10 protein-coding genes and 1 pseudogene are annotated in these 12,035 nt (G+C 71.1%); 5 read left to right on the forward strand and 6 right to left on the reverse strand.

What is annotated here, in order from left to right:
• Positions 1 to 216: 216 nt before the first annotated feature.
• Positions 217 to 858: a flavin reductase family protein gene (locus tag IH25_RS0136525; RefSeq protein ID WP_245172989.1), complete on the reverse strand. Its 642-nt coding sequence runs from the start codon at positions 856 to 858 to the stop codon at positions 217 to 219.
• Positions 859 to 939: 81 nt separating this feature from the next.
• On the opposite strand from IH25_RS0136525, the pseudogene IH25_RS40365 reads away from it, so the two are divergent.
• Both IH25_RS40365 and IH25_RS42720 read left to right on the forward strand, forming a co-directional pair.
• A pseudogene (locus IH25_RS40365) lies at positions 940 to 1,215 on the forward strand (ArsR/SmtB family transcription factor); the annotation flags it as partial.
• A 19-nt stretch (positions 1,216 to 1,234) separates the two neighbouring features.
• Entirely contained in the window at positions 1,235 to 1,759 is a 525-nt protein-coding gene (locus IH25_RS42720; RefSeq protein ID WP_078844606.1) for a nuclear transport factor 2 family protein, read from the forward strand.
• A gap of 44 nt (positions 1,760 to 1,803) precedes the next feature.
• On the opposite strand, the gene IH25_RS0136535 is transcribed toward IH25_RS42720, so the two are convergent.
• On the reverse strand, positions 1,804 to 2,769 hold the full coding sequence (locus tag IH25_RS0136535) for a LysR family transcriptional regulator (RefSeq protein ID WP_051754383.1): 966 nt from the start codon (positions 2,767 to 2,769) through the stop codon (positions 1,804 to 1,806).
• A 147-nt stretch (positions 2,770 to 2,916) separates the two neighbouring features.
• On the opposite strand from IH25_RS0136535, the gene IH25_RS0136540 reads away from it, so the two are divergent.
• Positions 2,917 to 3,942, forward strand: a complete 1,026-nt coding sequence (locus IH25_RS0136540; RefSeq protein WP_030621202.1) for a zinc-binding alcohol dehydrogenase family protein — start codon at positions 2,917 to 2,919, stop codon at positions 3,940 to 3,942.
• 108 nt (positions 3,943 to 4,050) lie between these two features.
• Here the strand turns inward: IH25_RS0136540 and IH25_RS0136545 are convergent, their stop codons facing one another.
• Together IH25_RS0136545 and IH25_RS42725 are read right to left on the reverse strand one after the other, a co-directional pair.
• Entirely contained in the window at positions 4,051 to 5,295 is a 1,245-nt protein-coding gene (locus IH25_RS0136545) for a cytochrome P450 family protein (protein ID WP_030621205.1), read from the reverse strand.
• Between the two features lie 267 nt (positions 5,296 to 5,562).
• The gene (locus tag IH25_RS42725; RefSeq protein ID WP_245172990.1) at positions 5,563 to 6,234 is read right to left on the reverse strand and encodes a hypothetical protein; all 672 of its coding nucleotides are present in this window, start codon (positions 6,232 to 6,234) and stop codon (positions 5,563 to 5,565) included.
• 195 nt (positions 6,235 to 6,429) lie between these two features.
• Between IH25_RS42725 and IH25_RS0136555 the strand changes: the two genes are divergently transcribed.
• On the forward strand, positions 6,430 to 8,082 hold the full coding sequence (locus IH25_RS0136555; RefSeq protein ID WP_051754384.1) for a phospholipase A2: 1,653 nt from the start codon (positions 6,430 to 6,432) through the stop codon (positions 8,080 to 8,082).
• A gap of 213 nt (positions 8,083 to 8,295) precedes the next feature.
• On the forward strand, positions 8,296 to 11,091 hold the full coding sequence (locus IH25_RS42730) for a S8 family serine peptidase (RefSeq protein WP_051754385.1): 2,796 nt from the start codon (positions 8,296 to 8,298) through the stop codon (positions 11,089 to 11,091).
• 94 nt (positions 11,092 to 11,185) lie between these two features.
• Here the strand turns inward: IH25_RS42730 and IH25_RS0136570 are convergent, their stop codons facing one another.
• Together IH25_RS0136570 and IH25_RS42735 are read right to left on the reverse strand one after the other, a co-directional pair.
• The gene (locus tag IH25_RS0136570; RefSeq protein WP_078844607.1) at positions 11,186 to 11,860 is read right to left on the reverse strand and encodes a DUF402 domain-containing protein; all 675 of its coding nucleotides are present in this window, start codon (positions 11,858 to 11,860) and stop codon (positions 11,186 to 11,188) included.
• Positions 11,861 to 11,953: 93 nt separating this feature from the next.
• Positions 11,954 to 12,035: aggregation-promoting factor C-terminal-like domain-containing protein (locus IH25_RS42735; RefSeq protein ID WP_455431029.1), on the reverse strand; the 82-nt coding region annotated here is incomplete at its 5' end.

Below are 12,035 nucleotides of genomic sequence, written 5' to 3' on the forward strand. Positions count from 1 at the left end.
GGCCACGTGGTGGTGGCCGGCATGCGTCGGCGCCGCGGCCCGCTGCGGGGCTCGTGGCGCCTGGCGACGTCATCCAGATAAGCAGCCCCGGAAGGTGCCTGCAATGACCCCCTTTACTAGTGGTGGCCGGATGCGGGAGGAATGCCGGGTGTGTGGTGTGGGTCTCAATCCGCAGGTCAGGCGGGGTGCGGGAAGGGGCCAATCGGGCAAAAGGTACTACGGTGTCCGGTCGTAGGTGACGTGCGTCATGTGGGGTCCTTCACCGACTCGCTCACGCCACGCGCCCGGACCCGCGCGCCGGGTCACTGTCCGGGGGTAGATGAGCGGGCTCCACAGGGCGGGGTCGATGTGGTGTGTGCCCGGCACGACGATGCTTTCGTCTGCGTGGACGCGCAGCACTTCGCACTCGACGCTGAAGAAGAGACCCGCTCCGCCCGGCGTCAATGCGCGGGCCCGTGCCTCCAGCTGTAGCGCGCACTCGGCGACCCGCGGAGGCTTCACGATGTGGGAGGCGGTCGGGGTGAGCCCGGCCGCGGCGAACTTGTCGGGCTCGTACCGGTACACCGCCCGCTTGCTCTCGGGCACCGGGTCGGCCCCGGTGAGCGGCGCCAGGCGCTCCACCTGCTCCCACAGCTCCGGCGAGGCGACGTTGATCACCAGCTCGGAGCGCGCCGCGAGGTTCCGCGCGGTCTGGCTCTCGCTGCCGAGGCCCAGGACGATGTGCTGTCCCAGCGCCCAGGCGGAGGAGATGGGAGCGAGGTTGAACGTGCCGTCTTCGTTCTCGGTGGTCAGCAGGACCACGGGCGTGCCGAAGTAGAGGATGCTCGGCCGGATCACTCGGTGGGTGTCAGTCGTCATGCCTCAAGACGTTAGGGGCGGGACGTTTCGGTGTGCGTCGAAACATCGGCTGCCGGCAATGGTGCTGTGATCAGCTCCGATATGTATGCCAAGGAACCGGACCTCGCCGCTCTGGGGGCGTTGCCGGCCGACCGCACCCGCGCCGCTTTCTGCCTCGCGCTGCTCGACGGCCGGGCATGGACGGCGACGGAACCGGCACGGCTCGCGGGGGTCGCGCCGTCCACAGCGACCAGCGATCTGAACCGGCTGGTGACCGGCGGCCTGCCGGCCGAGGAACGCAAGGGCCGGCACCGGTATGTGCGCCTGGCGGACCCTTCCGTCGCCGAGTTGATCGAAGCCCTTGCCGCCCGGGCACCGCTTCCACGACTGTTCCGTCATGGACCTGGCCGAACCCTGGCCGGCAGCCACCGGCCATGACCGCCGACGAGCCGCGCATCGAAGGCGTCGAAGCACGGTGGGAGTCACCGGCTTGACGGGGCCGGCTCGTCAGGTACGCCGTCCGAGGCGCGCTCGATGCCATCGATACGGACGGACGGTTGTCCCCACCGTCGCGCTCGCGGCCATCATGGGCAGCGGCCCGCCGGTGAGTGGCGGGGAAGCGGTCGAGAAGATGTTCAGGGACACCCTGATCGTCCATGCTGACGGCACGCCACGCACCCAGCACGTCACCTCCGATATCGCCATCGAGGTCGAGGAGCAGGCCGGCACGGCGGTCGCGCGTTCCTACGTCACCGTGTTGCAGGCGCTGCCCGACCTGCCGCTGCAGCCTGTCGCCGCCGGCCGGTACCGCGACCGCTTCGAGCGCCGTGGCGGACAGTGGCGTTTCACCGAGCGACGCGTCGACATCCGCCTCGTCGGCGAGGTGAGTCGCCACCTGCGGCAGGCTGCCGCACGGCCATAGGTCCTTTCCGGCGCGCGGACCCCTTGTCCCCCGGGCTTGGTCCATCAATCCTGCCGGGTCGGCAGCCCGCGCGGATTCCGGCGGACGGAGCGCTCGGCGGTGCGCAGGCGTCTGGCGACGTGCGCCGGCATCAGCGGGGCGTGTTCCCCCAGGGTCTCCAGGAAGGACGCGGTGACCGGGTCCGGGCTGGTGCGGGTGTATCCGGTCAGTTGCCGGCGCAGGGGCGGGTCGGGGCGCAGGAAGGCGCCGGGGAAATGCGGCGGGATGGTGTTGGCGGGCACGAGTGTGGGACCGAGCCCGGCCGCGGCGTACCCGATGGCCGACGGGGCCTGTTCGGTGCGTACCGCGACCCGGGGGCGGAAACCGGCGGCGTCACAGGCCCGTTCGAGGATGTCGGACAGACCGCTGTCCGGGGTGAAGTGCACCCACTCCCGCTCGGCGAGATCGGACAGCCGGACACGCGGTGCCCGGTCGGAGTGCGCCACCGGATCGTCGGACCGGGTGACGACCAGGAACTCCTCGGCCCCGATGTGCCGGGCGGTGCCCTCCCAGTCCTCCGGCAGCGGGCCCACGGCGACGTCGGCTTGGCCTGCGGCCATGGCCTGCGCCATCTCGTCGCTCCGGCGGTGTTCGAACAGCCGGATGCGCACGCCCGGGTGCTTCCGGCGCCACAGGCCCAGGACCGTGGGCAGCACGCCCGAGCTGACCGAGTAGAGCGTGGCCAGGTGCAGCTCACCGGTGGACACGCCGGCGGCGCGGCGGGCGGCCACCGTGGCCCGGCCGGCCTCGGCCAACGCGGCCCGGGCATGGGGCAGCATCGACCGGCCGGCGGGGGTGAGCCGTACGCCGCGCGGCAGCCGCTCCAGCAGCGGCCCGCCGACCTCCCGCTCCAGTGCCTGGAACTGGTGGGAGAGCCCGGGCTGGGTGACGTTCAGGCTCTCCGCGGCGCGGGTGAACGATCCCTCGTCCACGATGGCCACCAGGTACTCCAGCTGTCGCAGCGTCGCCATGCGCTCAGCTTATAGAACAGATGCCAAGGAGTCCTTGGACTTATGGGCTGCCGCGAGGGCACGATGAACGGGTGCCGGCGGCGCGGCGGCGGCCCCGCGCACCACGACTTCCCTGCGAACACCCCACCCGAAAGCGAAGATCGTCCCATGAACCAGACCACCATGCGGGCCGTCGGTTACCGCAAGAGCCTCCCCATTGACGACGTGGAGAGCCTGATCGACGTGGAACTGCCCGTCCCCGAGCCCGGCCCGCGCGACCTGCTGGTGAAGGTCGAAGCCATCGCCGTCAATCCTGTCGACTACAAGGTCCGGCAGAACAACGACCCGGGTGGCGGGATCAAGGTGCTCGGCTGGGACGCGGCGGGCACCGTGGTCGCCGTCGGCGACGAGGTCGAGCGGTTCCGGGTCGGCGACGAGGTCTACTACGCCGGCGCCCTGGACCGGGCCGGCGCCGATTCCGAGTACCACACGGTCGACGAGCGCATCGTGGCCCTCAAGCCCGCCACGTTGTCCTTCACGGAAGCCGCGGCCCTGCCGCTGACCTCGCTGACCGCCTGGGAGGGCCTGTTCGAACACCTCGGCCTGGAGAACGGCGGTCTGAACCAGGACGGGGCCCTGCTGATCACCGCCGCGGCCGGGGGTGTCGGTTCCGTCACCGCGCAGCTGGCCCGTGCCCTGACCAGCCTGACCGTCATCGGCACCGCCTCCCGTCCCGAGACCGTCGAGTTCGCCACCCGCATGGGTGTGCGGCACATCATCGACCACCGCGAGCCCTTGGTCCCGCAGCTCGCCGAAGTGGCTCCGAGCGGCCTGACGCACGTGTTCAGCACAGCCGCCACCACCGGCAACCTCGCCGCCTACGCCGAGGCCCTGCGCCCCTTCGGCAGGATCGTCGCCATCGACGACTTCGACTCCCTGCCCGTCGGCGTGCTGAAGCCCAAGAGCATCTCCTTCCACTGGGAGTTCATGTTCACCCGCTCCCTGTTCCGCACCGCCGACCAGGACCGGCAGCGGCACATCCTGACCCAGGTCGCCCGCCTGGTGGACGCGGGCATCGTCACCACCACCGCCGTGAAGGACCTCGGCAGGATCAACGCGGCGAATCTCCGCGAGGCGCACCGCGTCATGGAGGCCGGCACCGCCATCGGCAAGATCACCCTCACCGGCTTCTGAGCCGGTCACCACCGACGGGCCGCGGCACACCCCGTGGCCCGTCGCGCAAGGTGCCGGTGCCGCGGTCGGTCCTTTCCCCCTCCCCCCTCCCCGCCGTCCCGGCGTCGGTCATCCGGCCGCGGCGGGGGCAGTGGTCCGCTCCCGCCGGCCCGCTGGGCGTACGGGGAGCGCGAGCAGGCCACGGGAGCGCATGGACGGTCGTGGGCGCAGCTCGTGCGGGGGGACGGCGAGCGACAGGCCGGGGAAGCGGTCGAAGAGCGCGGTGAGTGCGATGCCCGTCTCCATCCGGGCGAGCGGGGCGCCGAGGCAGTAGTGGATGCCGTGTCCGAGCGCCAGGTGCCCGCCGGCGTCACGTCCGATGTCCAGCCGGTCGGGGTCGGGGAAGCGGCGCGGGTCGCGGTGTGCCGCGGCGAGCGAGAGCAGGACCGTCTCTCCGGCCGGGACGGTGACGCCGCCGATGACGATGTCCTCGGTGGGGAAGCGGCGGATGGCCAGGGGTACCGGTCCGTCGTAGCGCGCCAGTTCCTCGATCGCCCGGTCCAGCAGACCGGGGTCGGCCCGCAGGGCGGCCAGCTGCTCGGGGTGGGCGAGCAGTGTCGCGACCGCGTTGCCGATGAGGTGCACCGTGTTCTCGTACCCCGCGACCAGGATGAGGAAGGCCAGTGACATCAGCTCGTCCTCGTCGAGCCGGTCCTCCTGGTCGCGTACGGCGATCAGGGCGGACAGCAGGTCGTCGGCCGGATGGGCGCGCTTGTCGGCGATCAGCCGGGTGAAGAAGGACAGCAGGTGGCCGACCGCTTCCCTGGCCCGTTCCGGCCGTGCCGGGTCGGGCGCGACCAGGGCGTCGGTCCAGGCGCGGAAGTCGGCGCGCCGGGCCTGGGACACGCCGAGAAGGTCGCAGATCACGATGATCGGCAGCGGAGCGGCGTAGGAGGGGATCAGGTCGATCTCGTCCTGTCCCGACAGTGCGTCGAGCAGCCGGTCCGCGGTCTGCCGGATCGGTACCCTGAGCGCTTCGACGCGCCGGGGGGTGAAGACCTTGGACACCATGCGCCGGATGCGTGTGTGGTCCGGCGGGTCCATGTTGAGGAGGTTGGCGTCCAGCGCGGGCGGCAGGGCCAGGCCCCGGTAACCGCCCGGAGTCGCGTGGCGCTTGTCCAGGGACAGCCGGGGATCGGCGAGCGCCTGGCGGACGTCGTCGTACCGGGTGACCAGCCACGCGGGAAGGCCGTCCGTGCCGGTGATCCGGTGGACCGGTCCCTCCTCACGCAGCCGGCCGTAGCCGCCGTAGGGGTCCCGGACCAGCTCGCCGGGGTCAACGGCTGCCTTCGAAACGGAAGTCGGGTTGCTCATGTCCACAGCCAAGCAGATCCGGCAGCGCGTGCGCCGGGCACTCCTCTCGGCGACCGAGTGTGGATCCCAGGCATCCGCGGGCAGGGGTGATTGCTGTCGCAACTCCAGCTGCGATCCGTCTGGACAACCGCCCCCAATGCCCCGGCGCCCCCGAACTCGCCACGACATCACCGATTCAGGACACTAACTCCTCATATGCGCGCAACGGGGTGTCATCGACTTCTCACACAGGATGAGACGAAGAATGTGACCTCGTTCACAGAAGACTCACAGCCTGCGGTGGATATTTGCAATGTCGAACGTTCCCTCCGCAGGCGCCACGCAGGCTTCGACCTCCGTCAGTTCACCGTTGGCCGTGCCGTCCAGACACAGGCGTCCTCCCTTGTCGCGGAGGTCGACGACGAACTGGGTGACCGCACCGGACCGCCGCAGTCCGTGGATGCGCTCGTCGATGTAGCCGAGGCCGTTCAACACCTTCCTGACCTGGGCGGGATCGGGCCGCTCGAGCCGCAGAAGCGCCTCCGCCACCCGCTGTTCGTGCTGGACGCCGGCGCACCAGTCGCGGGCGTCCAGCTCCGCTTCCGGGCCCGCCGTGGGAGCGATGGGCTCGACCGCGCCGCCCGGCGGCGGCTCCACCGTGGCACCGGACGGCGCCTCCACCGGAGCGGTCGGCCTCCCGCCCGGCGGGGCGGGCGGCGACTCCCTCTTCGTGCCCGGCGGGGGGCACTCCCCCGCCACCTTGTCCAACATGGCGTGGAAGGCCGCGTCCTCGCTGGCCGAAACTGTACCGGCGGACTTGACTCGCTCCCGCTGGGGATCCGGCTGCTCGGAGCCGCAGGCGGTCAGGGCCAGTGCGGCGAGAGCCGTCACCGCGAGGGTGCGTCGGCGGCGGCGCATTACGGGGTCAACTGCCTCGATCCGGACTCGGGTTCGCTTCATGCGCCCAGTGTTGGGCCGGACCGTACGCGCCACATGAGTACGCGTACTCAACCTCGTGTCGCGGCCGGCTGTTCTTCACTGCCGCAAGGAAGCGGAACCAACTACCACCACATGTAAGACACTTGTGGCCGCGTTCTGCGCCGGTCTAGGGTCCGCAGCGATCAAGCGACACACCTACGACACGAGGGGGGACTCGTGCGCAAGACAGCTCTGCCTGTCATGGCCGCGCTCTCCATGGCGCTGCTGCTCCCGCAGCAGACCGCCGGAGCCGCTGTCCGCGAGCAGCCGCAGGCCGCTGCCGCCACGGTCGATCCGCCGCTGGCCGACGGGGAGATCCAGCAGGTCGGTCCCGGCCTGTACTCCACCGCGGAGAAGTCCTTCGAGCTGTACGAGACCGATGTGGCCGAGGGCCTCATGGGCCGTACGCACACGGTGACCGAAGGCGCGGACGGAGTCGCGAGGCCGGAGTCGGCGCCCGCGACCCGTCCGGACCAGGGCGTGTTCGGCCCCGGCTGGGAAGCCGGGTTCCTGGGGGGACAGCTCAACCGCAAGCTGGAGCAGAAGGCCGACTCCGTCGTGGTCACCGACCTCGACGCGAAGGCCGCCATCTCGTACGCCCTGAAGAGCAGCGTCGACTACCCGAGCGGCGGCGGCGTCAAGAAGTACGAGACCGCCGGCGGCGACAAGCTCACCGAGACCACCACGTACAACGAGGCGACCGGCACGCTGGTGACCACCGCGGTCGAGACCCTCGCCCCCGCCACCGGCACCCCGGACACCGACGTGACCGGTGACGAGGACGCGGACGCGGCCGTCGGGACCGCCAACCTCACGGCCACCTACAACTGGAAGCAGGTCGCTCCGGGCACGGACAAGTGGCGTGTGACCAGCGTGGGCAACCTGGCCGAGGGCGCCACCGCCACGGTGTCCTACGACACCAAGGGCCGGGTGGCCACGGTCAGCGAGCCCGCCACCGCCGACGCCCCGGCGCAGTCGCTGACGGTCAAGTACTCGACCGCCACGACGGCCACCGGCACGGCGCTCGGTGAGTACACGGGCCGCGCCAAGGAGATCACCCTCACCTCGGGTGCCACCACGCAGACGCTGGCGCGCTACTCCTACGACGCCTCGGGTCTGCTGCGCAACGTGACCAACCCGGTCGAGGGCACCGACCCGGTCTCGTCGTACGCCTACGACTCCGCGGGCCGTGTCTCCGACGTCGCCTCGCCGTCCAACGGCGAGTGGGACCTGACGTTCCCGGCCGACTCGGCCGCCCCGAACGCCGCGCCCGTCGGCACCGACCTGCCGTCCGCCACCGAGCCGTTGCAGGGTCCGGCCGGCGACGGAACCGCGACCACGCCTCCGGCCGGGGACTTCACCACCGGTGAGATCACCGACCCGCAGGCCTACCCGCGCTACTGCAACCGCGCCACCGAGTGGATGTGGTACCTCAACCGCGGCTGCGTCGCGTGGGCCGCGCACTACGGCTGGCACTGGCCGTACTTCCGGTACACCCCGACCGGCTTCCGCGTGGCGGGCATCCTCTACGACGGCTGCAGCACCCCCGGCCCGAACGTCAGCCGCCCGGGCGGCTTCAACTTCCGGGCCGCGTGCGACACTCACGACTACGGTTACGGCCTGATCGGCAACACGTACAAGGGCTACAGGTACTACCTGGACCGCAGCAAGAAGTCGAACGTCGACAACGCCTTCTACAGCACGATGAAGACGCACAGCTGCAAGGCGTACAACATCCTGGTCCGCTGGCGCTGCAACTCCTACGCGTACGTCTACCTCAAGGCCGTGGCCTGGAAGGGCAACCCGAAGAACGGTGCCAACAAGACCTGAGCACGGTCCCCGCACCCGCTGACGACGTACAGCACGACCTCCTGACGGAGCACGCCCATCGGGTGTGAACGGGCCGGGTGGCGGACACCTACCGCCGCCCGGCCCGTTCCGCCGGGATCCTCACCACATCGTCCCCCGCATCTCCCCCGGGCCGAGCCATGTCCGCTTCCCCACAGGCCCAGCCATGGCGCGCCCCCTGCTCACCGAGGCAATATGAAGAGAACCATCCGGGCCACGGTCGTCGCCGCGATGACGGCCGTGACCCTCGGCGTCGCGATACCGGCCCTCGCCGTCACACCGCCGAGCACCGCGACAGCGGCCGAAGCCGCGAACGACCCGGTCGACCCGCCGCTCTACGACGAGACCGCGGGCGGCGGCAAGGTCCGTGTCAACGTCGTCACCGAGACCCTCGCGGATGTCGCCGACGCGGCGACCGCCGGCGAGAAGAAGCAGGAATTCGAGACCGTGCCGGTGGTCACCCTCAAGGTGGACCGGGCCGGCCTCGACCAACTCGCCGCGAAGCCGGGCGTGGTCAGCGTCACCGAGGACAAGGTGGAGCGGCCGACCCTGGACGAGAGCATCCCGCTCATCGGCGGTGACGACGCCTACAAGGCGGGCAAGACCGGTGCGGGCCAGACGATCGCCGTCCTGGACACCGGCGTCGAGACCAGCCACCCGTTTCTGAAGAACCGGGTCGTGGCCGAGGCCTGCTTCTCGCCGAGCGATGCCGAGAGCGGCGTCGTCAGCCTGTGCCCGAACGGCGCGGACACGCAGGAGGGCGCAGGTGCCGCCAACGCCGCGGCCGGCCCCTGCGCGACCATGGCCGGCTGCGACCACGGCACCCATGTGGCCGGTATCGCCGCGGGCGACGGCACCGGCATCACCGGCGCTCCCAAGCACGGTGTCGCACCCGGCGCCAACATCGTCGCCATCCAGGTCTTCAGCGAGTTCACCACCGAGGAGTTCTGCGGTGGCGCCGCCCCCTGCGTGGGCAGCTACCAGAGCGCCCAGCTCAAGGGCCTGGAGCACGTGCTGAAGCTCAAGCAGGCCGGTACGCCGATCGTCGCGGCCAACCTCAGCCTCGGCAACGGCCGTTACACCACCGCCTGCGACAGCGATCTGCGCAAGCCCGTCGTGGACAGCCTGCTGAGCGCCGGTGTCGCCACCGTGATCGCGGCCGGCAACAACGGCCACACCGACGCGGTGAGCATGCCCGGTTGCATCTCCTCCGCCGTCACGGTCGGCGCGACCACCGACGACGACGAGCTGTCCGCCTTCACCAACCGGGGCCCGCTGCTCGACCTGTTCGCCCCCGGCACGGGCATCGTGTCCTCCGTGCCCGGCGGCACCTACGCCTCCAAGAACGGCACCTCCATGGCGGCGCCGCACGTGGCCGGTGCGTTCGCGGTGCTCAAGCAGGCCTTCCCCACCAAGAGCGTGGCCGACCTGACGGCCCTGCTGAAGAGCAGCGGCCGGGGCATCACCTACACCGGTGCCACCACCCCGCGCATCGACCTCGGTACCGCTCTCAGCGGCGGGGGCACCACCCCGAAGCCGGCCGGGATGACCGACTTCAACGGTGACGGCGCCGAGGACATCGCGATCTCCGATTCCCAGGCCACCGTCGGCACGGACGCGAAGGCCGGTCTGATCCGCGTCGTGTACGGCGGCGGCAAGGGCACCGCGGAGATCAGCCAGGACCTGGACTGGGTGCCCGGCGGTTCCGAGCCGGACGACTACTTCGGCGAGACCCTGGCCACCATCGACTGGAACAAGGACGGCTTCACCGACCTGGTCGCCGGAACCCCGAGCGAGAGCGTCGGCACCGCCACCGACGCGGGCTTCGTCGACATCCTGTACGGCGCGGCCGGCGGCCTGGGCACCGGCACGCTGAAGGCCACACACTTCGAACAGGGCGCCGGTACGGGTTCGATCGCGGGCGCGGCGTCCGAGGCGGGCGACCGGATGGGCCACACCATCGCGGCCGCGGTGAACGACGCCGGCCGGCCGTACCTGGTCGTCGGCGTGCCCGGTGAAACCCTCGGCGACGCCGCGAAGGCGGGTGGCGCGTTCTACGTGTACGGCACCGGCAGCCTGGCGCTGAACCAGTCGACGGCCGGTGTTCCGGGCGACCCCGAGGCGGGCGACCTCTTCGGCTGGTCCGTGGCCGCCGACCAGAACTACATCGCCATCGGCAGCCCCAACGAGGCCCTCGGCAGCACGGCGAAGGCCGGCGGCGTCGTGATCTTCGACGCCAACCGTTTCGACTCCGCCGGCCACCCCCTGCCGCTGTCCGGGCTCGACCAGAACAACGCGGCCATCTCCGGCGGCGCCGAGGCAGGCGACCAGTTCGGGTACGCGGTGGCCATGGCCCCGTTCCGGGCCAGTGGCGCCGCGGCCGCCACGGAGTCGATCCTCGCGATCGGTTCCCCCGGTGAGAGCGTCACGGTCGGCACCGAGGACCGCGCCAACGCTGGCCGTGTGGTGCAGATCCGTATCAAGCCCGACGGCACCTGGAGCTATCTGCGCGAGCTCAAGCAGGGCACCGCGGACGACGACGTCTCCGGCACCTCCGAGACCGGTGACCGCATGGGCGAGTACCTCACCGCCGTCAACACCGCTCCCGGTTCGGTGAGCACCGTGGCCTCCATGCGGCTCGCCGTGGGAACGCCCGGTGAGGACCTCGGCACCGGCGCCAACGCGGGCGCGGTGCACACGTTCTCGCTGGCCGGATCGGCCGGTCCGAACGACCGCTGGATCGAGGCCGGCGACGGCGACGGCATCCCCGGCACTCCCGGCGCCAACCAGTACCTGGGCAAGAACATCCACTTCACGGCGACCAGGCTGTACGTGGGCATGCCCTTCGGTCCGGTGGCCACCGGTGCGCTCTACGCGCTGCCGATGTCCAATGTGACGCAGGGCGGCACGGTCGCTCCCGTCACCACGTACAAGCCCGGCTCCGGCGGCCTCCCGGCGAACGGGGTGGCCTTCGGCTACGCGGCGCGGTAGACGCCGGACGATGACGACAGCCCCCGGAGGCTCCGGCTTCCGGGGGCTGTTCATCTGCATCCTTATCGCGGAAGGCGACTGTCCGCCCAACGGCTCAGCCGCCCGTCGACGCACCCCTCTGCCCGCCCTGCGCGGGACGCGGCAGGCGCGGGGCGGGCCAGGCCGGATTCCACCGCCAGGACGTCCACGCGGCGGCACCGGCGAACGGCCCGGAACGCTCGGTGAGCATTGCGAGGGCCTGATCGCGGGCGGCCTCCACAGCGCGGTGCTCGGCCTCGGTGATGATGCCGAGCCGCCGCACGTGGGCGTACTCGTCCTCGTCCTTCCACTGCCAGCCGGCCAGGTCGGGGTCGACGACCAGGTCCACGGTGAGGTCGAAGGTGTCGAACCCGTCGCCGGTCCGGACGGTGGGACGCTCGAAGTTCACGTACCAGTTCCGCAGCCCGGCGCCGGTGTAGAAGGCGTTGACGCTGAACCACGCTCCCGGCTGTTTCCACAGCAGCAGCTCGGCCTCCTCCCACACCGCGTCCGCCAGCTCCCACGTGCCGGTCGCCAGCGCGTCGAACGCCTCGGTGCGCACCGACCGGTCGCCGTCGGTACGGGCCTTGACGTACAGGGCGGGCCAGCGCGTCTCGGCCCCCGGCGGGCAGGCCGCCACCAGGGCCTGGCCGGTGTCGGAGACTACGCGCAGCGCGTGCTCGCTCCACACGCGGCCACACCGGTACACATCTCGCCGCACGACCACCTGCCCCGCCTCGAAACTCTCCACCGGCTCCTCCTCAGGGGATGTCCTTCCCTGTATATACGCGTGCGCCCCCGCCGGGTGGGCGGGGGTGCGGAAGCGTTGTGGGGTGCTGTCGGCTTAGTACCAGCCGTTGGCCTGCCAGAAGTTCCAGGCCTTGACGGGGCTGCCGTAGCGGGAGTTCATGTAGTCCAGGCCCCAC

The sequence above is a fragment of the Streptomyces achromogenes subsp. achromogenes genome (assembly GCF_000720835.1).
Classification (GTDB): Bacteria; Actinomycetota; Actinomycetes; order Streptomycetales; family Streptomycetaceae; genus Streptomyces; species Streptomyces achromogenes.